The 21,982-nt window shown below is 75.1% G+C and carries 19 protein-coding genes; 8 read left to right on the forward strand and 11 right to left on the reverse strand.

Going from position 1 to position 21,982, the window contains the following annotated elements; translation table 11 throughout:
• Positions 1–61 precede the first annotated feature (61 nt).
• On the forward strand, positions 62–949 hold the full coding sequence (locus DFJ66_RS03360; protein ID WP_121217810.1) for a LysR family transcriptional regulator: 888 nt from the start codon (positions 62–64) through the stop codon (positions 947–949).
• A gap of 90 nt (positions 950–1,039) precedes the next feature.
• A complete protein-coding gene (locus DFJ66_RS03365) occupies positions 1,040–2,575 on the forward strand; it encodes an outer membrane protein assembly factor BamB family protein (protein ID WP_121217812.1) in 1,536 nt (511 codons plus the stop codon).
• Between the two features lie 2 nt (positions 2,576–2,577).
• On the opposite strand, the gene DFJ66_RS03370 is transcribed toward DFJ66_RS03365, so the two are convergent.
• The 10 genes from DFJ66_RS03370 to DFJ66_RS03415 are packed head-to-tail and all read right to left on the reverse strand — an operon-like array spanning position 2,578 to position 13,219.
• Positions 2,578–2,994, reverse strand: coding sequence for a carboxymuconolactone decarboxylase family protein (locus DFJ66_RS03370; protein ID WP_121217814.1), 417 nt, complete (start codon positions 2,992–2,994; stop codon positions 2,578–2,580).
• Complete coding sequence (locus DFJ66_RS03375; protein WP_121217816.1) at positions 2,995–4,488, reverse strand: class I adenylate-forming enzyme family protein; 1,494 nt, start codon at positions 4,486–4,488, stop codon at positions 2,995–2,997.
• Positions 4,485–5,885 carry a CoA transferase gene (locus DFJ66_RS03380; RefSeq protein WP_121217818.1) on the reverse strand — a complete coding sequence of 467 codons (1,401 nt, stop codon included), beginning with the start codon at positions 5,883–5,885 and terminating at the stop codon, positions 4,485–4,487. Before DFJ66_RS03380 ends, DFJ66_RS03375 begins: the two co-directional genes overlap by 4 nt.
• Positions 5,882–6,667 (reverse strand): class I SAM-dependent methyltransferase, encoded by a 786-nt coding sequence (locus DFJ66_RS03385; protein ID WP_121217820.1) that lies wholly within the window; start codon positions 6,665–6,667, stop codon positions 5,882–5,884. Before DFJ66_RS03385 ends, DFJ66_RS03380 begins: the two co-directional genes overlap by 4 nt.
• Positions 6,658–8,196: a class I adenylate-forming enzyme family protein gene (locus DFJ66_RS03390; RefSeq protein WP_246029559.1), complete on the reverse strand. Its 1,539-nt coding sequence runs from the start codon at positions 8,194–8,196 to the stop codon at positions 6,658–6,660. Before DFJ66_RS03390 ends, DFJ66_RS03385 begins: the two co-directional genes overlap by 10 nt.
• Positions 8,193–9,494 carry an NAD(P)/FAD-dependent oxidoreductase gene (locus DFJ66_RS03395; RefSeq protein WP_121217824.1) on the reverse strand — a complete coding sequence of 434 codons (1,302 nt, stop codon included), beginning with the start codon at positions 9,492–9,494 and terminating at the stop codon, positions 8,193–8,195. The genes DFJ66_RS03390 and DFJ66_RS03395 overlap by 4 nt, the downstream gene beginning before the upstream one ends.
• Positions 9,491–10,405 carry a UbiA family prenyltransferase gene (locus DFJ66_RS03400; RefSeq protein WP_121217826.1) on the reverse strand — a complete coding sequence of 305 codons (915 nt, stop codon included), beginning with the start codon at positions 10,403–10,405 and terminating at the stop codon, positions 9,491–9,493. The genes DFJ66_RS03395 and DFJ66_RS03400 overlap by 4 nt, the downstream gene beginning before the upstream one ends.
• The gene (locus DFJ66_RS03405; RefSeq protein ID WP_121217828.1) at positions 10,402–11,040 is read right to left on the reverse strand and encodes a class I SAM-dependent methyltransferase; all 639 of its coding nucleotides are present in this window, start codon (positions 11,038–11,040) and stop codon (positions 10,402–10,404) included. Before DFJ66_RS03405 ends, DFJ66_RS03400 begins: the two co-directional genes overlap by 4 nt.
• A gap of 11 nt (positions 11,041–11,051) precedes the next feature.
• Entirely contained in the window at positions 11,052–12,155 is a 1,104-nt protein-coding gene (locus tag DFJ66_RS03410) for a DegT/DnrJ/EryC1/StrS family aminotransferase (protein WP_121217830.1), read from the reverse strand.
• Positions 12,152–13,219, reverse strand: a complete 1,068-nt coding sequence (locus DFJ66_RS03415; protein ID WP_246030159.1) for a DegT/DnrJ/EryC1/StrS family aminotransferase — start codon at positions 13,217–13,219, stop codon at positions 12,152–12,154. Before DFJ66_RS03415 ends, DFJ66_RS03410 begins: the two co-directional genes overlap by 4 nt.
• Positions 13,220–13,498: 279 nt before the next feature.
• On the opposite strand from DFJ66_RS03415, the gene DFJ66_RS03420 reads away from it, so the two are divergent.
• The 6 genes from DFJ66_RS03420 to DFJ66_RS03445 are packed head-to-tail and all read left to right on the forward strand — an operon-like array spanning position 13,499 to position 18,871.
• Positions 13,499–14,530, forward strand: a complete 1,032-nt coding sequence (locus DFJ66_RS03420; RefSeq protein ID WP_121217834.1) for a Gfo/Idh/MocA family protein — start codon at positions 13,499–13,501, stop codon at positions 14,528–14,530.
• The gene (locus DFJ66_RS03425) at positions 14,520–15,323 is read left to right on the forward strand and encodes a sugar phosphate isomerase/epimerase family protein (protein ID WP_121217836.1); all 804 of its coding nucleotides are present in this window, start codon (positions 14,520–14,522) and stop codon (positions 15,321–15,323) included. Before DFJ66_RS03420 ends, DFJ66_RS03425 begins: the two co-directional genes overlap by 11 nt.
• Positions 15,320–16,552: a M20/M25/M40 family metallo-hydrolase gene (locus DFJ66_RS03430; RefSeq protein WP_121217838.1), complete on the forward strand. Its 1,233-nt coding sequence runs from the start codon at positions 15,320–15,322 to the stop codon at positions 16,550–16,552. Before DFJ66_RS03425 ends, DFJ66_RS03430 begins: the two co-directional genes overlap by 4 nt.
• On the forward strand, positions 16,549–17,598 hold the full coding sequence (locus DFJ66_RS03435) for an Ldh family oxidoreductase (RefSeq protein WP_121217840.1): 1,050 nt from the start codon (positions 16,549–16,551) through the stop codon (positions 17,596–17,598). The genes DFJ66_RS03430 and DFJ66_RS03435 overlap by 4 nt, the downstream gene beginning before the upstream one ends.
• The gene (locus DFJ66_RS03440; protein WP_246029561.1) at positions 17,595–18,473 is read left to right on the forward strand and encodes a Gfo/Idh/MocA family protein; all 879 of its coding nucleotides are present in this window, start codon (positions 17,595–17,597) and stop codon (positions 18,471–18,473) included. The genes DFJ66_RS03435 and DFJ66_RS03440 overlap by 4 nt, the downstream gene beginning before the upstream one ends.
• The gene (locus DFJ66_RS03445) at positions 18,473–18,871 is read left to right on the forward strand and encodes a DUF6917 domain-containing protein (RefSeq protein WP_121217844.1); all 399 of its coding nucleotides are present in this window, start codon (positions 18,473–18,475) and stop codon (positions 18,869–18,871) included. Before DFJ66_RS03440 ends, DFJ66_RS03445 begins: the two co-directional genes overlap by 1 nt.
• Here DFJ66_RS03445 and DFJ66_RS03450 read toward each other — a convergent pair whose 3' ends face one another.
• On the reverse strand, positions 18,872–21,967 hold the full coding sequence (locus DFJ66_RS03450) for an ATP-binding protein (protein WP_397556308.1): 3,096 nt from the start codon (positions 21,965–21,967) through the stop codon (positions 18,872–18,874).
• Positions 21,968–21,982: the final 15 nt, after the last annotated feature.

Consider the following 21,982-nt stretch of genomic DNA (forward strand, 5'->3'; position numbering starts at 1 on the left):
AAAAGGACGGTCTCCGCGCCGCACTGTTAACCTCCGGGTTAACGATCGGGAGGGAGGGCGTGTGGAGCTGCGGGACATCGAGATCTTCCTGACGCTGGCGCAGGAGCTGCACTTCGGGCGAACGGCGGAACGGCTGCACATCACCCCGGCCCGGGTCAGCCAGTCGATCAAGCAGCAGGAGCGGCGCATCGGCACGGCGTTGTTCGAGCGCTCCACCCGCCGGGTCCGCCTCACCCCCGCCGGCCGGCAGCTCCAGCGCGAGCTGGACACCGGGTACCGGCAGATCATGAACGGGATCGCGGCGGTGTCGGCCGCCGCCCGGGGGGCCACCGGAACGCTGCGGCTGGGCACCATGGGGCCGCAGGCGTGGATGGTCGGCGAGATCGTCGAGCTGTTCCGGACCCGCTACCCGGACGTCCACGTCGACCACCGCGACATCAACCCCGTGACGCCGTTGGCGCAGCTGCGCTCGGGCGAGGTCGACGTGGCGCACCTGTGGCTGCCCGTCCACGAACCGGACCTCACCACCGGCCCCATCACCCACACCTCGCCGATCCTGCTGATGCTCGCCGACTCCCACCCGTACGCCGGCCGCTCGTCGCTGTGCCTGGAGGACTACGGCGACCTCACCTTCGTCAGCCCCACGGCGCCGGTCCCCGCGGCGATGGAGGAGGCGTTCCAGCCCTTCCGCACCCCCGCCGGCCGCCCGATCCCGCGCGGCCCGTCCGTCTCCAGTTGGGACGACCAGGTCAAGGCGGTCGTCTCGGGGCAGGCCGTCCTCGCGGTCCCGGCGGAAGCGGCCCGCTTCTACGCGTGGCCCAACCTGACCTACGTGCCGGTCCGGGACGCCCCGCCGGTCCAGTGGGCCTTCGCCTGGCGGACCGCCGCCGAAACGCCGCAGATCCGGGCGTTCGCCCAGGCCGCGCAGGACCACCGCACGACTTCCTGACCCCGCGGCCCTCGACCAGCACGCCGACAGCGGTCGAGGGGAACGGGGTGGCGTGGGGGTTCGTCTCAGGCGCGGGGAGGTGCGTCGGAGATGTTGCGGTACGTGACGCTTGTCGGGGCGGTGGCGGCTGGGGTGGCGCCGTTCCTGTCCGGTGGGGCCGCCAGGTCCGATGTGGTCGATACGACGGTGATCGGGTTGGCGGTCGGGGTGGTGGCGGTGGCCTTGCTGGCCTGTGTGCGCGGCGCGCGGGTGGTCGCGGTGTGCGGGGCGTTGGTGGCGGTCGGGGCTTGTGGGTGGCTGCTGGCGGTCGAGGTCGGTACCGGGCTGGTCGGGGCTCGGGTGCCGGTGTTGGCGGCGGGGGCGTTGTGCGTGGCGGTCGGGGCGGGCTGGTCGGGGTCGTGGCGGGTGACCGTTGTGGGGGCGCTGGCGGCTGTCGTGGCGGCGGGGGTGAGCGCGGTGGCTCCGCTGGCGGCTGAGGCGGGGGTGGTGCGGTCGGAGGTGTCGGAAGCCCGGCACTTCCCACCGGAGGAGGTCGTGGAGCGGCCCGGAGGGGTGCAGTGGGCGTGGCAGCCCCGGGCCGACGTGGTCGGGGTGGTCGCGGCGGGGCACGGGGTCGTGGTGGCGCTGGGTGACGGCTCGCTGGTCGCGTTGAGCGGGACGGACGGGCGGGAGGACTGGCGGTACGGGCGGGTCGGGGCGCACGTCGGGGCGTTGGTCGCCTCGGTGGACCGCAAGACCGTGGTCGCGACCTTCCGGACCGGACGGGACACCCGGCAGCACCTGATGGTCGTGCTCGACGCCGACACCGGGGCGGTGCGGTTCTCGCGGTTGGTGCGCGGGGTGTTGGCCGAGGTGGACGCCATCGTGCCGGGCACGGCGACGGTGGCGCTGCCGGACGGTGACGAGCTGGTCGGGTACGACCTGGGGACGGGTGCGTCGCGGTGGCGGTGGGGTCCGGCGGGCGGGTGCGGGGTGCTGTACGTGAAGGCCGTCCGGGGCCGGTCGACGGTGTTCGTGGCGGAGGAGTGCCCGGACCGGATCTCGGTCGTGGCGCTGGACGAGGTGTCCGGTGAGCGGCGGTGGGAGCACCGGGTGCCGTTGGCGCGGGACGGTGGTGAGCGGCGGGACGTGCACCTGCTGGGCGCGCCGGACGGGTCGCTGGTGTCGGTGCGGGTGGTGACGGCCGATGTCGCGCCGGGTGCGGTGACCGAGGCGGTGTTCGACGCCGAGACGGGGGTCGTGGTCGCGCGTCCAGGTCGGGAGTGGTGGGTGCGGGCCGACTTGGGGCCGCGGCTCCTGTTGGAGGACGAGGCCAACGGGTCCGTGGTGACGCTCGACTCGACCGGAGCCGTGGTTCCGCTTGATGCGGGGACATGCGCTCGTGTGGCGGATGAGGCCACGACGGCGACGACCTATCTGCGGGCGTGTGACGACAACGGTCGTGACGTGACTGTGGTGACGCAAGGGTTGGACGGGTCCGCGGTGGTGCGGACGCCGGTGCGGTTGGACGGGTCGGGGTCGCTCGGGGAGGTGCACCTGGTGCCGGCGCCGGGGGCGATCGTGGTGGCCCGCAGCGCCTACGGCGGCACGCCCGCCCCGGTGGTCGGGTTGACCGGGAGGGGCTGAGGTCAGGTCAGGCGGGTGCTGATGGCCAGGCGGTTGAACGCGTTGGTGACCAGCGAGATCCAGATCAGGCTTTGGGCGCCGGTTTCACCGTGGTCCTCGACCGCCGCGGTCAGGACGTCCTCGGGCACGTGGCCGTCGTGGACCAGGGTGACGGCCTCGCCCAGGGCAAGGGCGGAGCGCTCCGCGCGGCTGAAGGACGGGTGGGTGCGGTGCTGGGCGACGAGGTCCACCCGCCGCTCCCCCGCCTCCAGGGCCTGGCGGGTGTGCAGGCGGATGCAGTAGGTGCACCCGTTGAGCTGGGAGCAGCGCAGGCGGACCAGTTCCAGCAGTCCGGGCGGCAGCGGGCTGTCGGCGTCCACGGCCTTGGACAGCGCGACCAGGGCGTGGTAGCCGGGGCCGGCCAGCGGGTCGAGGGGCATTCAACGTCCTCCGTGGCGTTCGGCGGCGAGTCGGGTGAGGGTGCGCAGGCAGACCTTGCCGGTGTGGGCGACCGGGAACTCGGGCAGGACCAGCAGGTACTCGGGCAGCTTCTGGGCCGTCACGCCTCGGTCGCGCGCCAGGAACGTGGTCAGCTGGCGCAAGTCGGGCGGCGGGTGGCCGTGGCGGGGGCGGACGCAGGCGCACAGGCGTTGCCCCAGGTCGGGGTCGGGCACGGGCACGCACGCCACCTCCGACAGGGCCGGGTGCGCGACCAGTGCCTGTTCGACCTCGGCGGGGCTGATGGTGTAGCCGCCGCGGATGACGACCCGGCGCAGGCGGCGTTCGACGTGCAGGGTGCCGGTGTCGTCGAAGTGGCCCTGGTCGCCGGTGCGGACCCAGCCGCCGGGCAGGCGCGGGGACGGCGCGGCGACGTGGCACAGCGGGGTCATGGGGCCCAGGGCGCAGATCTCGCCGTCGACCACCTTGATGTCGGTGACGGCGGGGTCGGGGCGGCCCACGCCGTGTTCCGGGGTGGTGGTGTGGCAGTTGACGCCGTCGGAGGAGCCGTAGACGTCGATCACGTCGACCCCGAACGCGGCGCGGCACGCGTCCAAGGTGGGCAGGGGCAGGACATCTCCGCTGGACACCACGGCCTTCAGCGACGAAGTGTCCACTGTGGACGCCAGGTCGGCCATGCGGCGCAGCATGGCGGGCACGCCGAAGACGTGGGTCGGCCGGTGGGCGGCGATGGCCTGGAGCGCGGCGGCGGCGTCGAAACGGCGTTGCAGCACCAGGGTCCCGCCGAACCGGCACAGCGTGATGGTCGCCCCGAACGACCCGTACGCCGACGACAGCGGCACCAGGACGAGGTCCCGCCACACGGCCGTGTCGCCGTGGACCGCGCGCAGGTAGTTGCCGCGCCCGCCGGCGAACGCGTTGTGCGAGTAGGCCACCATCTTCGGCTCGGCCTCCGACCCCGACGACACCAGGATCCGCGCCGGCGCCTCGGGGTCGACGGGCTCGGGTGGCCGTTCGGGGCCGCGTGCGGTGGGCGGGACGACGCTGCGCAGGTGCGACAGGCCGGGTGGCACGGGCGCGTCGGTGATGAGGGCGGTGGCGCGGGCGCGGCCGAGCAGGCTCATGGTGTCCGCGAGGCCGCCGGCGAACGGCAGTGCCACCGCGCCGATCGCGGCCACGGCCAGCTCCGCGACGACCGCGTCCCGGCCGTTGGGCACGCGGATGCCGATGACGTCGTGCGGGCCGAACGCGGGCAGCGCGCCGGCGAGGCCGCGGACCTCGGCGTCGAGGGTGGCGTAGTCGAGGCTGCCGCGCTCGTCCACGACGGCGGTGCGGTGCGGGTGGCGGCGGACCCGGGCGCGGAACAGGGAGTGCAGGTCGCGGTCGGGGCAGTGGCCGGCGGCGACCCACGCGCGGCGCAGCTCGGGCGGGACGAGGTCGGTCAGTTCCAGGCCGGTGGTGGAGCGCCAGGTCATCGCAGGAACTCCCACGGTGCGGCGGGGACCGGGCACGGGACCCGGTGCAGGACGGCGGCGAAGGCCGGGTCGCGGGCGAGGGCGGACAGGTCGGTGCACACGGGCACGGTCAGCGGCGCGGCGCACCGGCCGCGGGCGCGGGCGTTGAGCCGGGACGCGGCGGACAGCAGCGAGGACGCCACGGCTTGGCCGCGTCCGGTGCGGGCGCGGCGCAGCAGGCCGGCGACGACGCCGTGCGCGGCGACCACCCCGCCGAACACGTCCACCACGGTCATCAGCGACGGCGGCACGCCCGCGTGGGCCTGGACGACGAAGTCGGTGCCCAGCGGCGGGTGGGGGCCGAGGGCGTCGCCCCAGCCGGAGGCGTGGGCGTAGACGACGCCGGGCCGGACGCGGGCCACGTCGGCGGGCCGCAGCGCCCAGGCCGCCGCCTTGCCGGGTGCCCAGTTGTGCAGGAACACGTCGGCGTCGGCGAGGAGGTCGAGCAGGTCCAGCCGGCCCGCGACGGTGCCCAGGTCGATCTCGACGGTCGCCTTGCCGTGGTTGAGCGCCAGGAACCGGGCGGAGGTGTCGCCGGCCAGCGGTGGCACGCCCCGAGCCGGGTCACCGCCGGGTGGTTCGACGCGCACGACGGTCGCGCCCAGCAGGCGCAGGAGGTGCCCGGCCATCGGCCCCTGCACCCGCCGGCACGACTCCACGACCAGCAGCCCCGACAGCGGCAGCTCGCCGCCGGCGGCCGGGAACCCGCGGGGGTCGGCCGCCGGCGGTGCTTGGCCGAGGTCGGCGAGGCGGAAGGCGGGCAGGTCGTCGAGCACCCGGTCGGACACCCGGACCAGGGTCGTCCCGGTGGCGCGGGCGGTGTTCTCCAGCACGTCGATCGGCGTGCGGGCGGTGGCCGCGGTGAGGTCGGGCGGCAGCGGGCAGGTGGCGGTGGCGAAGCGGTCGGCGAACGGCCGCCAGCCCCGGCGCACGGCGTCGGCCGGCGCGCCCAGGACCGTCCAGAAGCGTTGCCAGACCTCGGCGTCCAGGGCTTCCAGTTCGAACGCGACCCCGTCACCGGACACGAACGGCGGGCCGCCGGGTTCGTACCGCGCGGGTTCGCCGGCCGAGGCGGCGGCGAGGTACTGCGACACCGTGAGCAGCGCGGCCTGCGCCACCGACGTCGTGGCCGCCCGCAGCGCCAGGCCCCGCGCTCGGGCCAGCGCGACGGCGACCGCGCCGAGGTCGGCGAGCTCGGCGGCGGTGATGGAGGCGTAGTCCAGGCCGAGGCGGGTGGGGCGGCCGAAGCGGCGGCCGTGGACGTGCATCAGCCCGCACGCGGCCTGCACGTCCAGTTCGCCGCGCAGGGGCAGGTCCACCGGCCCGGACCAGGTGACGGCCTCGACGGCGGTGGTCATGCCGGTCGCCGCCCCTGCACCGAGTAGAACGGGCAGGAACAGGCCCGGAAGCGCGGGTGGGACATCACGTCGCGCACCCGCCGCAGCTCGTCGTCGGTCATGCCGGCCGCCACGAGCTTGTCGCGCAGGTGGTGGGTGTGGTGGACGAGCAGCCGCACCCCCGGTGACTCCGGCCGCCACGGCTGGACCACCGGCACGGGGTCGACGTCGACCAGTCCGGCGGCCACCATCGCCGCCGCCGCGCGCCTGCCCCACGTCCCGTCCGCGCCCGCGTCGGCGAACATCTTCTCCTTGGCCGCCAGGAACTTCTCGTACAGGCGGGCCGACTCCTCGTCGGGGGCGAGCAGCAGGGGGCCGTAGGTGATGTCGAACTCGTCGAGCTGGAGCCACCCGCCCGGTTTCAGCGCCCGGACCAGCTTGCGCAGCACCGCTTCCCGCTCGGGCAGGTGCAGCAGCACGAGCCGGGCGTGGACCAGGTCGAACTCGCCTTCGGGCAGCGGGTCTTCGACCACGTCGTGGCGGGTGGCGGTGAGGCCGGGCGCGGGGGCGATGTGCTCGGGTTTGACGTCGGTGGCGAGCACCGAGCCCGAGCGCAGGGCCAGCCAGTGGGCGACGCTGCCGCCGCCGGCGCCGACCTCCAGGCACCGCCAGCCCTTGCGGACGCCGGTCTGGGCCAAGCGGGCGAAGGTGATCGGGTCGTAGGCGGCGGCCAGGCAGCGGTGCTGCTCGGTCGCGTGCAGGCTGTGGTTGTCGAACACGTACCCGGTCGCGGTCACGTCCACCGTCCCGTTCCGTGGGTCTCGGCCGGCCCGACGAGCCGGGTGAGCAGTTCCAGCCGCCGGACCTTGCCGGTGGCGGTGCGCGGGACGTCGTCCCAGGTCAGGACGCGCGGGGAGGACAGCGGTGGCAGGTCGGCCACGGCGGACCACCAGCGCGCGGGGTCGAGCAGGCCGTCGGCGGTGACCACGACGGGCAGCGGCGGGCGTCCGGTGGCGCCCAGCACGACGCACTCGACGACCTCGGGCAGCCGGTCCTCCACGACGTCCTCGACCTCCAGGCAGCTCATGCCCGGCACGGTGTCCACCTCGCGGTCCAGCAGCAGCACCTTCCCGGACCGGGTGCGCACGGCGAGGTCGCCGGTGTTCCACCAGCGGCCGGCGAGCTTGGCCTGCCACCGGTCCTGCTCGCCGACGTAGCCGACGCACCGGGTGGCGGTGCGGGCCAGCACGAGCCCGGGTGTGCCACGTGGCACGGGCTTGAACGTCAGCGGGTCCACCACGCGCAGGCGGGTCGTGACGGGCACGGGGCGGCCGAGGTCGCGGGCGGTGGGTTCGCGGCGGGCGGCGGTGCGGGTGAGGAAGCGGAAGGTCAGCGGGCCGGTCTCGGTCTGGCCCCAGCCCTGCATCCACAGCGGGCGCTTGTGCCGGGAGGCGTTGAGCAGCGCGCGCATGGTCGGCGGGTGCATGGCGTCGTAGGTGCTGATGAACAGCCGGACGCGGCGGAACGGGTTGTCCCTGGTGCGGGCCAGGGGTTGCCAGCGCACGTAGGCCGAGGGCAGTGCTTCGAGCACGGTCGGCTGATGGGCGCCGAGCACCTCACGTGCGGTGGCGGGGTTGCTGAGCAGGACGATCTTGCGCGGCTGGAGGCAGAACACGCTGCCGGTCCAGCAGAACGTGCGGCCGTGGGCGTAGGAGGAGGCGTTGGCGACCACGTCGTCCCGGCGCACGGAGACGACCGGCAGGCGCAGCGACTCGAACCGGGCGAGCTTCTTGATGATCGTCGTGGTGGTGTGGACGACGAGCTTGGGCACGCCGGTGGTGCCGGAGGTGTGGGTGACGATCAGCGGGTCGTCGTCGCCGCGCCGCCACGGCGGTGGTGCGGGCGCGCCGCGCACGTGGTCGATCGTGAACGGCCCCTCCCCCAGCGACAGCACGCGCCGGGCGGCGTGCGGCGGCACCGGGCGGTCGGTGACCAGGACGGCCGGTTCCAGGCGCTTGAGCAGGATCTCCAGGGTGTCGTCGGGCAGGTGGCCCGCGATCAGGGCGGGCAGCGCGCCGATGCGGATCGCCGCGCAGGCCAGCAGGTCGTAGTCGTAGTGGTTGCGCTTGACCACCGCGACCCGGTCGCCGGGTCGCGCGCCGGCGGCGAACAGCCAGCCCGCGGCCTCCCGCACGAGCGCCGCCAACTGCCCCACGGTGAACGCGGTGCCCAAGTGGGGTGCGATGTCGAAGGGCCGGTCCAGCAGCACGGCGGTGTGCGGGCGGCGGGCGGCGACCTGGTCGAACAGGGTGCCCATGTCGTGCGGCCTCATGCGGGTTGCCTCCTCGGGACGGCGGTCAGCACGCGGGCCGCGGCGCGGCGACCCGAGCGCACGGCGACCTCGCTGCACGGCACCAGTCCCACCCAGTCGCCGGCGTAGTCCACGGGTCCGACCGGCCGGGCGGCGAAGTCGGCGCGCAGCGCGAGCGCGGCGGGGGTGGCCTCGGGCAGCCCGTGGCGGAAGCGGTGCACGACGGCGTCGCGGGTGGCGGCGCGCAGGCCGGGCACGAACCGCTCGGCGGCGGCGCCGAGGGTGTCGACGGCCTCGGCGTCGGGGGCGTCGAGCAGGGCGGGCGCGAGGTCGGGGTGGGCGATGAGGGTGACCAGGCCCCGGCCGGCCGGGGCGCGGTCGGGGTGCTTGAGGTGGTCGAACAGGATCGTGGACACCGTGCGGCTCGCCGTGGCCGGCACCGCGACCAGGTAGGTGCGGGAGGCCGGTCGCCGGTCCAGCAGCAGGTGCACCTTCACCATCGGGGTGAACGTGCAGGCCTCGAGGAACGGCGTCTCGTCGGGGCCGGGGTTGGCGTGCAGGGCGCGGGCGGCCGGCGCCGGGACGGCGAGCACCACCGACCGCGCCCGCAACTCGGTGCCGGCGGCGGTGGTCAGGCGCACCGAGCCCCGGTCGGCGACGACCTCCCGCACCGGGGTGGAGGTGGTGACGTCGAGCCGGTCGGCCAGCGCGCGGGCCAGGGTGTCCATGCCGTCGCGGTAGGTGCGCCAGGTCGAGGACGGGCCGATCGAGGCCATGAGCGCCAGGAACGGCGCGGCGGCGGAGCGGTCGGGCCGCCACCCGAAGAACCCGGTCACCACGGGCCCGCACAGGTGCTCCAGCACGTCGGGGTGGTAGGCGGCGGTCACCTCGGCGACCGTGCCGGCGGGTCCGCGTTCGGGGTGGTCGAGGTCGGGCGCGCCGCGCAGCAGCCGGCGCAGGTCCAGGCGGGCGCGGAGGGGCAGCCCGGCCCCGGTCAGCAGGCCGCGCGGGTGGGCCACGCCGAGGCGGGCGCGGCCGTCGCGCCACATCGCCACGTACCGGCCGATGCGGGGCACGGCGTCGCGGCCGAGGCCGACGTCGGCCAGCAGCCGCCAGGTGGCGTCGTAGCCGCGTTCGGGGATCTGCTCGGCGCCGGTGTCGATGACGAACCCGTCGCGGCGCAGGGTCGCCATGCGCCCGCCCACGCGGTCGGCCGCTTCCAGCACCAGCACCTCCCGTCCGGCGCGGCGCAGTTCGTGGGCGGCGGCGAGGCCGGCCGCGCCCGCGCCCACCACGACGACGTCGGCGTCCGCGCTCACAGCAGGTTCGCCACGATCAGCGCGCACACCGTGACGCGGTGGGTGTGGATGCCCACGCGGCGGGCGCGCAGGATGTCGCCCTCGCCGAACCCGATGCGCAACTGGTGCACGCGCAGCAGCAGCGTCGGCAGCAGCGCCAGCGGGAACCACCAGGGCGCGCCCAGGAACGGGGCGGCCAGGACGAGCAGGGCTTCGGCGGCGGTGAGCGCCACGATGAACCGGCGGTTTCCGCGCGGGGTGGTCAGGGCGGCGACGGTGGGCCGGCCGACGCGGCGGTCGCCCTCGACGTCGTTGGTGTTGGAGTACACGCCGAACAGCAGCGGACCGAAGCCGAACAGCAGGGCCTGCACCACGGCGTTGCCGTCGAGGTGCCCGGTGGCCAGGCCGTAGGGGGCGAGCACGAGCGCCCAGCCGAGGCCGGCGATGAACAGCTCCTGGAACCCGTGGTAGCTCAGCTTGACGCCCCACGAGTACTGCACGGAGAAGAAGTAGGTGACGGCGATCAGCACCACGGTCCACAGTGGACGGTGCGGGGCGACGGCGACGGCCGCCAGCCACAGGCCCGCGCCGACCAGGCCGGTCACCCACGCGAAGCGCACCACCTGCGGCTCGGTCAGCGTGCCCGCGACCAGCGGTTTGCGCTCGCGCCGCCGCCGGGGGTCGTCGGGGCCGTAGTTGGCGATGTCGCTGCCGTCGCGGTAGCCGGTGCGGTCGTCCAGCGCGACCATCACCGCGATGACGAACACCTCGCCGAGCAGGAACACCGCCGTGGTGCCCAGCACGCGGCCGTCGAAGCGCAGGGCGGCGGGCAGCAGCGACCACACGACCAGCACGCCGAGGTAGTAGTCGACGATGTCGAGCTTGGCCAGCCGGAAGTACGCGCGGGCCGGAGTCGTGGCCAGGGTGGTCACCGGGCGTCCTCCAGCGCGATCAGCGCGGCGAAGGAGCGGTCGCCGCCGTAGTGCAGGTCGCGGCGTTCGAGCAGGCGCGCGCCGGGCAGCACGGCGAGGTAGTCGTCCAGTTGGCGCAGTCGCGAGTACTTGCCCACCGGGATCTCGGCGTGCTCGTACTCGACGAGCACCAGGTGCCGGGAGGCGGCGGCGATCGCTTGGCACGCCGTGGCCAGCTCGGCGTCGTCCAAGACGTGCATGAGCACCCACACGCACACGGCGACGTCGAAGCGCGGCGCGTGGCGGGGCAGGTCCTGGACCTTGGCGTGGAGGAACCGCACGTGCGGCAGGTCCGCGCACGCGGCGCGGGCCAGCTCGACCATGCGGGCGGTCATGTCCACGGCGAGCACGTCACGGGCGTGGGCGGCGATGGTCGGGGTCAGCCGGCCCATGCCGCAGCCGATCTCCAACGCCGTGGCCGGCGCCACCGCGCGCAGGTAGTCGGCGACCAGGCCGCGGGTGCGGGCGGTGGTCTCCTCGGCCAGCTCGGTGGGCTGGGAGGCGCGCATGACCCGGGTCAGGCCGGGGCGGGCGGCGCGGCGGTCCCACTCGGCGGCGATGTCCTCGGCGGCGGGCAGGTGCGTCAACGTGTCCATCGGGCTCCTTGTCAGGCCAGTGCGAACCGGCGCACCTGGTCGGCGATGTGCTCGACCTGGGCGTCGGTCAGGTGCGGGTACACGGGGATGGCCAGTTGCCGCCGGCAGGCGTGCTCGGCGTGGGGCCAGTCGCGGTCCGCCGCGTAGGGGGCGAAGGCGGCTTGTCGGGGCAGCGGGGCCTGGTAGTAGACGTGGGAGCCGATGCCGGCGGTCGCGAGGTGGTCGCGCAGCGCGTCGCGGCGGTCGGCCAGCAGCGAGTAGACGTAGAAGCAGCGGCCGTCCCTGCCCGGTGGCGGCGGTTGGACGCCGGGCAGGCCGGTGAACCGCTCGGTGTAGTAGTCGGCTATGGCCGCCCGGCGTTCCAGGCGCTCGGGCAGGCCCGCCAGGCGGCGCAGTTGGAAGGCGGCCATCAGCTCGTCGAACCGGCTGTTGTGACCGATCCGGTGGTGCAGGAACCGGGTCCGCCCGTCCTGGCCGTGGTTGCGCAGCATCCGCACGGTCCGACCCAGCGCGGGGTCGTTCGTGACGACCATGCCGCCCTCGCCGGGCATCCCGAACGTCTTGACCTGCACGAAGGAGAACACGCCCGCGTCGCCCCAGGTGCCCGCGGGCCGCCCGGCCAGCACCCCGCCCTGGGCGACCGCCGAGTCCTCCAGCAGCCGGACGCCGGCGTCGGCGGCGATCCGGCGCAGCGCGGGCATGTCGGCCATCACGGAGAACATGTGCGCGGGCATGATCACCTTGGTGCGCTCGGTGACCAACTTCTCCACCTCGACCGGGTCCACGACCACCGTCCACGGGTCCACGTCGGCGAACACCGGTGTGGCGCCGCGCAGCAGCGGCGTGGCGGCCAGGGGCGCGCAGCCGTAGGCGGGGACGATGACCTCGTCGCCGGGGCCGACGTCCATCGCGTGCAGCAGCAGGGTCAGCGCGGAGGTGCCGCTGCCGCAGGCGATCGCGTCGGCGACGCCGAGGGATTCGCGCAGCGCGGATTCGAACTCGGCGGTGCGCTCGCCCAGGATGAACCGCTGTTGCGGGCTGGTGCCGACCGCGTGCACCAGGTCGAGCAGTTCGTCGCCGTCGAACAGGTCGGGCGGGAAGAACGGGATGCTCACGCGGTCCTCCCGGTGAGGAAATCGGTGATTTCCGCACAAACGCGGTCCACGGCGGACAACGGCAAATCCGGGTAGAGCGGCAATGCGAGCGCGTGCCGGCAGGCGGCCTCGGCGTGCGGGAAATCGCCGGGCCGGTGTCCGAGATCGGCGAAACACGGCTGGAGGTGCAATGGCGTCGGGTAGTACACCTCGGTCTCCACCCCGCGCGACGCCAGGTGCGCGGCCAGCTCGTCGCGCCGGTCGACCTCGACGACGTAGACGTAGAACACGCCCCGCACGCCCGGCCGGGGGGTGGGCAGCTTGCGCACCCCGGGCACGCCGGCCAGGCGCTCGGTGTAGCGGGCGGCCAGCTCGGCGCGGCGGCGGACGTCGTCCTCCAGCCGGCCCAGCTTGGCCAGCAGCACGGCGGCCTGCAGGTCGTCCATCTTGGAGTTCTGGCCCACCACGCCGGTGGTGGTGTTGATCGCCGGGAAGTTGCCGACGGTGTGGCCGAAGCGCCCGTGGTGGCGCAGCGCGCCGACCGTCTCGGCGATCACCGGGTCGTCGGTGAGCACCGCGCCGGCGTCGCCGATCGCGCCCAGCGTCTTGGTGGGGAAGAACGACAGCACTCCCCCGACGCCCAGCAGGCCGGCGTGCGTGCCGCCGTGGCGCATGCCGATCGCCTCGGCGCTGTCCTCCACGACGGTCAGGCCCAGCGCGCTGATCGCGGCCATGTCGGCGGGGTGGTGGAACAGGTGCACGGGCATGACGAACCGGGTGCGCGGGCCGGCCACGGCGGCGACCGACGCGGCGGACAGGCCGTACCCGTCCGGCTCGACGTCGGCGAACACCGGCCGTCCCCCGGCGAGCACGACCGAGGACGCGGTGGCGATGAAGGAGAACGCGGGCACCACCACCTCGTCCCCGGGCCGCAGGCCGCACGCCCGCAGCAGCAGGACCAGGGCGTCGGTGCCGCTGCCCACCCCGACCACGTGCCGCGCGCCGGTGTAGTCGGCCAGCGCGCGCTCCAGCCGCGCCACCGCGGCGCCGTGGGAATACTTCCCGTTCCCGACCACCTCGACAATGTGCCGCCGGGTAATGGGCCACAACTGGGAAAACGTGTCGGATTGGGTGAAGAAAGGGACGGTCAGCGCTCTCACCCCCGCTGTCGCGAAGCACGGTTCGGAGCGTATGAACGAGGGTGTGCGCAAGCCCGCGCACCCGCGCGAGTTCACTCTTCCTGGTCAACTCGGCGAACCCCGGTTGACAGCACGGCCGGGTTCGTAGAACGTCGTTATGGATCAATTCGCCATTCGCGGTTTATTCACGCGTCTCGCGGGGCTATCGACATCACCAGGGGTGCAATGGTGCGGACACTCGTCGTGGGACTGGGCCGGGCGGGGGCCGAGTTGCACCTGCCGGTGCTGGCGCGGGCGCGGGCGAGCGCGCCCCCGCTGTTCGCCGACGAGCCGGTGGTGGCGTGCGACCCGCGGCGGGTCCTGGGCGACCGGCCGGGTCTGGTGACCGCGCGCGGCGTGGCCGAGGCGGCGCGGCTGCTGGCCCCGGCGGACGCGGTGGCCCACGTGTGCACGCCGCCCACGGTGCGCACCGAGGTCATCGGGCAGCTGGCGGAGCTGGGGTTCCGCAACCTGATCGTGGAGAAGCCGCTGGCCGCCGACCCCGACGACCTGGCCCGCATCACGCGGCTGCGCCGCCGGCACGGGCTGCGGATCGCGGTGGTGGAGCCGTGGCTGACCAGCTCGTTGACCGGGCGGCTGCTGGAGCTGGCGCGCGGCGGGCTGCTGGGCGAGCCGCGGTCGATCTCGATCGTGCAGAACAAGCCGCGGTTCCGGCGGTCGCTGAGCAGGCCCAGCCACGAGACCGCGTTCGACGTGGAGCTGCCGCACGGGGTGGGGTTGGCGCTGCGGCTGGCGGGCAACGCGCGGGTGACCCACGCGGCCGGGTACGACCTGGTGGTCGGGGACGTGGTGGTGCCCCGGATGGGCGGGGCGCGGGTCGGGTTGCGGCACAACAGCGGGGTGCGCACGGAGATCTCGTCGGACCTGACCTCGCCGGTGCGGGAGCGGCGGATCACCGTGGAGTTCGAGCGCGGGACGGCGGTGGGGCACTTCGCGGTCAGCGCCGACGACGACCACTCGCAGCTGACCGTGACGGTGAACGGGCACCGGCGGCACGAGGTGCTGCGCGACGACTCGCTGACCGAGTGGGTGGTGCGGGCCTACCAGCTGTTCCACGGGTCGGGCGACCAGCACGCGCGGGGCTTCGCGTTCGCCACGGACGTGGTGCAGCTGCTGTCGGTGGCCAAGAACATCTGCGCCGAACCGGTCGTGCCGTCCGCGCGCGGCGAGAGCCAGGTCGTGGTCCATGCCCGCTGAAGACCTCCTGGCCGGGATCACCGACGAAGCGGCACCCGATCTCGCCGGTCAGCTCGCCGCGCTGGCCGCGTTGGGCTGGTCGGCGATCGAACTGCGCACCATCGACCACCGGCCGGTCGCCGAACTGTCGGACCGGGAGTTCGGCGAGGTCGCCAAGGCGCTGTCCGACAGCGGGGTGCGGACGGTGTGCCTGGCCTCGCGGATCGGCGGGTTCACCCGGCCGATCACCGCGCCCTTCGAGGACGACCTGGCCGAGCTGGACACCCTCCTGGCCCGCTGCGCCGCGCTGGGCACGCCGTTCGTCCGGATCATGTCCTACCCCAACGACGGCCTGGCCGAGCGGCGGTGGCGGGACCTGGTGCTGGCGCGGGTCGCGACGCTGGCGGAGCTGGCCGCGGCGGCAGGGGTGGTGCTGGTGCACGAGAACTGCGCGGGCTGGGCGGCCGCGCGCGCGGACCGGGTGCTGGAACTGCTGGCCGAGGTACCGGGCCTGCGGCTGCTGTTCGACACCGGGAACGGCGTGCCGCACGGCTACGACGCGTACGCGCTGCTGGAACGGGTGGCGCCGCACGTGGTCCACGTGCACGTCAAGGACGCGGTCGGCGACCGGTTCGTGCCGCCGGGGCAGGGCGCCGCGCGGGTCGCCGACTGCGTCGCCCTGCTGCGCGCCCACGGCTACCGGGGCGCGTGGTCGCTGGAGCCGCACGTGTCGCTGGTGCCCGGGGTGTCCGGCGCGCCCGACGCGGCGTCGTTCGTGGCGGCGGGCCGGGCGTTGGAGGGTGTGCTGCGGTGATCGCGCCGGACCGGGACCTGCTGCTCGGGCTGCTGCGCACGCCCACGGCCGGTCCGCTGGAGACCACGGCCGAGGTGCGGCTGTGGGACGCGATGCGGCTCTACCAGGGCGCCTTCGAGGACATCGGGTTCACCACCGTCCACTTCGGACCAGCACCGCCCGGCTGCGTGGACCGGCCGGACGTGCCGGCGGTGGTGCGGGAGGCCGTCGCCGAGGACCCGGGGTTCCTGGAGCGCCAGCCCAGCCTGGTGCTGCGCTACGGCGACGCGGAGCCGTCCGTCATGTTCAACGTGCACCTGGACACCGTGGCGCCGTTCGAGCCGGCGTCGTTCGACGGGACGCGGTTCCGGGGGCGCGGCGCGATCGACGCGAAGGGTCCGGCGGTCGCCCTGCTCGCGGGGCTGCGGGCGGCGGTGGCCGACCCGGCGGTGGGCCGGGACGTCGGCGTGCTGGTGCAGGCGGTGTCCGGGGAGGAGGGCGGCGCGATGGGCGTGTTCGGCACCCGCCCGCTGGTGGAGGCGGGGTTCTACGGCCGGCTCAACGTGTTCTGCGAGCCGACCGGCCTGCGCTACCTGCCGCGCTGCACCGCCGCGATGACGGCGAGCGTGCGGGTGTCGGGCGAGGACGCGGTGGACGACCAGCCGCACGCCGGGCACAACGCCAGCGTGCTGCTGGGGTTCCTGGCCCAGCACCTGGCGGCGTCGCTGGTGCGGGTGCCCGACGGGCAGCTGTGCCTGGCGGGCCTGCACACCGGCCGCATGCACAACCGGGTCTACGGCAGCGGCGAGCTGCTGCTGAACCTGTCCTACGGCAGCGCGGAGTCCGCGCGGGTGATGACCTCGGCGCTGGAGCGGTCGCTGGTGGAGGGGCTGGCGGAGTTCGGCCGCCGGTTCCGGACCGTGCCGCCGTTCCACCGCACCGCCGTGGACGCGGCGGCGATCACCCGGCTGGTGTGGCGCAAGCACGGCCTGCCCGCGCTGCCCGCCCGGGACGTGCCGCTGCTGGACGCGCTCGTGCCCCGCTGGCCCGCGCACGAACCCGCGTTCACCTGCGACGCCATCTGGCTGGCCGACGTGCCCGACACCCGGACCGTGGTGCTCGGTCCGGGTTCCCTGCACGCCAACAACGCGCACGCGCGCGGCGAGCACGCCGACGTGGAGGAGCTGGACCGGTTCTCCGCGGTGGTGCGGGACATCGTCGTGCGGTTCGCCCGGAACGGAGGAACATGACCGTCGTCGTGCCCTACCCGACCCTGCTCGCGACCGTGACCGGGGTGTTCGCCGACCGCGGGGTGCCGCCGGACCGGGCGCGGGTCGCCGCGGCGGCCCTGTGCCACGGCGACCTGACCGGCGTGACCTCGCACGGGGTGGTGAACCTGGCCCGGCTGTACCTGCCGCTGCTGGACTCGGGCCGGTGCGACCCGGCGGCGGACATGGCCGTGACCACCGACCTGGGGGCGTGCGTGCACGCCGACGCACGGCGGTCGCTGGGGCTGTGGTCGGCGGCGCAGGCGGTGGACCTCGCGGCGGCGCGGGCGGCCCGGCACGGGATCGGGCTGGTGTCGCTGCGCGGTGCCACGCACATCGGGTGCGCCGGCTTCCACGCGGCGCGGGCGGTCGAGCACGGGATGGTTGGGCTGGTGGCGTCCAACTGCGGCGGGCAGCGCATCGCTCCCCCACCGGGCGGGCGGGAACCGTTGCTGGGCACCAACCCGCTGGCGCTGGCGTGCCCGGCGGGCGACCGTCACCCGTTCGTGCTGGACATGAGCACGACCGTGGTGCCGACCGGTCGGGTGCGGGCGGCGGCGCGGGAGGGGCGGGAGGTGCCCGAGGGGTGGCTGGCCGACGACTCGGGCGCGCCGGTGACCGACCCTTCGGCGTTCGACCGGGGTGAGGCTCGGCTGCTGTGGTTGGGCGGGCGGCCGGAGACGGGCGCGTACAAGGGGTTCGGGCTCGGGCTGCTGGTGGAGGTGCTGTCCGCGCTGGTGCCCGGTGCCGCCCTGGGGCCGGTGGGTGGCGGTGCGGACGACGACATCGGGGTGGTGGCCCTGGTGATCGCGCCGGAGCGGCTGCGGTCCGGGTTCGGCGGTGACGCGGGCCGGCTGTTCGAGGCGGTGCTGGCCAGCGCGCCGGCCGACCCGCGCGCGCCGGTGGTGTACCCGGGCTGGTGGGAGGGTGAGCGGGCGCGGTGGCGGCGGGCGCACGGGGTGCCGCTGCCGGAGGAGCTGTACGAGCAGTTGCGCGCGGTCGCACCGGCCCTGCGAGCGGCCGGGTGATCCGGGTCGGCGTCGTCGGGCTGGGGGTGATCTCCCGGTTCTACCTGGCGGCGATCGCGCGGTTGCCGGAGTTCGAACTGGTCGCGGTGTGCGACGTGGACCGGGACGTGCTGGCCGGGCACGGCGTCCGCGACTACCTGCACCACCGGGCGATGCTGGCTGATGGCGACCTGGACGCGGTGGTGGTGACCGCGCCCAACGACACCCACGCGACCATCGGCCGGGACGTGCTGGACGCCGGCCTGCCGCTGTGCGTGGAGAAACCGCTGGCGACCAGGGTGGCGGACGGCGAGGACCTGGCCCGGCGCGGCGGGGTGCTGTTCACCGCCTTCCACCGCCGCTACAACCGGCACGTGGTGGCGCTGCGCGAATCGCTGGTGGGCGCCGCGCCGGTGGAGTCGGTGGTGGTGCGGTACCTGGAACGCATCGAGGACCACGTGGGCCGCGACCGCTGGTACCTGGACATGGCGCGCAGCGGCGGCGGGTGCGTGGCGGACAACGGCCCCAACGCGCTGGACCTGGCGCGGGTGTTCCTGGGGCCGTTGCGGCTGGAGGCGGCGAAGGTCGTGCGGGACGCCGAGGGCGTGGACCGGCAGGCGTTGCTGCAGTTGTCCGGGGCCGGGTCGGCGACCGTGGAGCTGGACTGGTCGTACCCGGGCGAGGTCAAGGACGTCGAGGTGCGGTTGGCGGACGGGACGGTGCGGCGGGCGGACATGCTGGCCGGGCACCCGGAGTTCAAGGGCTCGCTGTGGCACGAGTACGAGGGCGTGCTGCGCGACTTCGCCCGGGCGATCGCGCTGGGCCCGGCCTACCGGGACCCGGGCCTGGAGGTGCTGGCACTGGTGGACGAGGTGTACCGGAGGGAAGCCGCGTGATGCAGGAGGACGGGCCGAAGCGAGTGGTGGGCAGCCGGGTGGTGAAGGTGCTGGTGCACCGCCGCGACGACCGGGGCATGAGCCTGGAACCGTTCGCGAGCCGGTGCGTGCGCCAAGGCGAGGTGCACGAACTGGTGACCACCGACCAGACCGACACCACACCGGGCGCGCGGATCGACCGGGTGGGGTTCCTGGGTTTCGTCGAGATCGGCAACGCGGGGGTCATCGACCGGGGCGACGAGGTGCGGGTGGACGGTCGCCTGGTGGGCACGGTCCTGGGCTTCGACGCCTGCCACCACCCGAACCACTACAACATCCTGATCAGCACCCCCGAACCCCGCACCGGCCCGGAGGTCGGCATGAACCCGGAACTCCCGGTGGTCTTCCAGCCCGCGTGATCAGCCGAGGGCGGCTTCGGCGGCGGCGATCCAGTGCGGTGCCCCGGCTCGGCGGGCCAAGTCCAGAGCGCGGCGGTAGTGGTCGGCGGCCCGCTCCGGGAAGAGAACCGACGCCAGGTCACCCAGGTAGTGGGCCACCGGGCGCAGGGTGAGGATGCCGCTGCCCGCCCCGGCCAACTCACCCTCGGCGGGCAGGAGGTCGCTGTAGAGACGGCTCATGGTCGGCCGGTCGCCGTCCTGGAGCGCGCGCACCGCCCGCAGGCAGGCCCGTGCCTCGTAGAGCAGGTCGCGGGGCGGGTCGTCGGGGACGTCGACCACGACCGGCTGTCCAGTCTGGACCTCCCAGCACAGGGTGGCCAGGGGGACGACGTCCACGCCGGTCATGCCGGTCCCGGACAGGCGCGCGGCCAGCGCCGGGTACGGGTTCGGCTCGCCCGCGACGGTCGCCCGCAGCGCCCGGTAGCCGCCGGTGAACACCCCGACCAGCGGCAGGTGGTGGTCCTGCGCCAGCCGATCCGCCTTGGCGGCGTGGTCGTCGGCGGTGGAGAAGTCGGCCAGCGCGCTGTGCGCCTGCACCAGGACCAGGTGGCCCAGCACCTCGAACGGCACCAGGTCGTGCGCGGCGGCGAGCGCGACCAGTTCCGCCCCGATCTCCGCCCGCCGCGGTGCCAGGCCGGCGCGGTCGAAGCACTGGATGAACCGCGCGTTGAGGGCGAACGCCAGCACCGCCGGGTCACCGGTCCGCCGCGCCAACCGCTCCGCCTCACACGCCGCTTCACGGGCGCGCGCTCCCCCGGTGTTGCGCAGTTCCAACGCGATCGTGGCCAGCAGACGACTCCGCGACACGTCGTCCGCGGCGGTGGCCAGGGCGTTCTCGGCGGCGTCGGCGATGCGGCGGGCCAACTGCGGGTCGTCGGGCGTGGTCCAGATGGTCGGGGTGTCGGACGCGGTGACCACCCGGGCGGTGGCCTGCGGGTCGGCGAGGTCCAGCGCGGCGGCACGGTACGCGCGGGAGCCGGGCAGGTCACCGGTCACGGCCAACGTGCGGACCAGGCCCATCAGGACGTCCACGTCCGCCGGGCAGCGGTCCAGGGCGGCCCGGTAGAGGCGGGCGGCTTCGTGCGGGGCGAACCGGGCTTCGGCCAGGGCGGCCGCGGCGCGGGCGGCGCGACCGGCGCGGGCGGTGGTGTCGCCGGCGGCCAGGAGGTGGTGGGCCAGGGCGGGGGTGTCGTCCGGGCGCAGGGCTTCGACGGCGTCGGCGACCCGGGCGTGCAGGCGCGACCGGCGGGTTGCCGAAAGGTCCTGGTAGAGGGTGTCGCGGACGAGCACGTGCGCGAACCGGTACCGGGCCGGGGCGTGCTCGACCAGGAAACCGCGTTCGGCGGCGGTGTCCACGGCGTCGAGCACGTCGCCCAGGAGCGCCTCCAGGACGTCCAGGTCGACCTCGGTGCCGATCACGGCCGCGTGCCGCAACACCGCCCCGACCGGCTCGGGGACTTGAGCCAGGCGGTGGCGCACGACGTCGCGGACGCCGGCGGGCACGGTGTCCGGGTCGGTGGCCAGCAGGCGGGCCAGTTCGCGGACGAAGAACGGGTTGCCGCCACTGCGCCGGTGCACGGCCTCCGCGCCGTCGGCACGTCCGGTGGTGCGGCGGACCAGGTCGGCGACCGCGTCCGGGGACAGGCCCCGCAGGTGCAGCCGCGTCGGTTCACGGCGGGCGGCGCGGCCGAGGAAGGCGGTGAGGGCGGGGCCGGGGTCGGTGTCGCGGTAGGTCGCGACGACCAGCACCGGCGCCGGGTGGTCGAGGACGGCGGTCAGCAGGTCGAGCGTTTCCGGGTCGGCCCAGTGCAGGTCGTCGAGGACGAGGAGCAGGGGGGCGGCGCGGGCGAGGTGGTCCAGGACAGCCCGGTGCCAGTGGAACCGGTCGGGGAACGTGGTGGGCTGGGGGCCGCCGAGGGTGTCGAGGAGGCGGGTCCACGGCCACGCGGCGGGCGTGTCGAGCGTGTCGGGGTTGGCGGCCTGGGCGGTGGTCCAGCCGGTCAGGCGCACGGCGAACGCCTCGACCAGCGCGGTCTTGCCGATGCCCGCCTCGCCGGAGACCAGGACGAGGTGAGGCCGATCGACGACCGACCCGGCAGCGGCCTCCAACACGGCCATCTCGGCCTCCCGCCCGACCAACTCCCCAACGGGCGATGCAGAGGTGGGTGACGGGGCGGGAGGTGGGGCGGCGGTGGGTGGCGCGGCGGCGCGCGGGGCGGCGGCGGGTGGCGCGGCGGGCGGGGCGGCGGCGGGCGGCGCGGCGGAGCGCGGGGCGGCGGCGGGCGGCGCGGCGGCGGGCGGCGCGGCGGCGCGCGGGGCGGCGGCGGGTGGTGGGACGGTGTGGTGGAGGATGTCGGATTCCAGGGCACGCAGCGCCGGGCCGGGGTCCACGCCCAGCTCGGCCGCCAGCAGCTCCCGCGCCCGCCGCAGCACGTGCAGCGCGTCACCCTGCCGACCCGTGTGGTACTGCGCCAGGGCCAACAGCCGCCACGACTCCTCGCGCCAGGGGTGCCCGTCGACCTGCACCTCCAGGTCCGGCACGGCCTCCGCCGGCCGGCCCTCCGCCACCAGCGCCGCCGCCCGCCGCTCCACCGCGAGCAGCCGCAACTCCTCCAGCCGACCGGCTTCCGCCCGCGCCCACCCGTGCTCGGCGAACTCCGCGTAGGCGGGTCCGCGCCACAACCCCAGGGCCTCCCCCAACGCCGCCGAAGAACCACCCGACGCCACGGCGTCCTCGAACCGCCACGCGTCGACGTCCTCGGCGTGCACCACGTACCCCGGCGGCGACGTCACCAGCACCCGCGCCGGACCACGCGGCGGACGGTCGGGTTCCAGCGCCCTCCGCAACGCGGACACGAACGTCTGCACCGCCCCCACGGCACCGTCCGGCGGCACCTCCCACAGGTCGTCCACCAGCCGCGACACCGGCACCACCCGGCCCCGGGCGACCAGCAACCGGGCCAGCACCGCGCGGTGCCGCGGACCGGGCAGCGCCAACGGACCTCGCGGACCGGTCGCGACCAGCGGGCCCAGCACCCCGAACCGCACCGACGACACCCCGCCACCCTAGTG

It is taken from the genome of Saccharothrix variisporea, from assembly GCF_003634995.1.
GTDB classification, from domain to species: Bacteria; Actinomycetota; Actinomycetes; order Mycobacteriales; family Pseudonocardiaceae; genus Actinosynnema; species Actinosynnema variisporeum.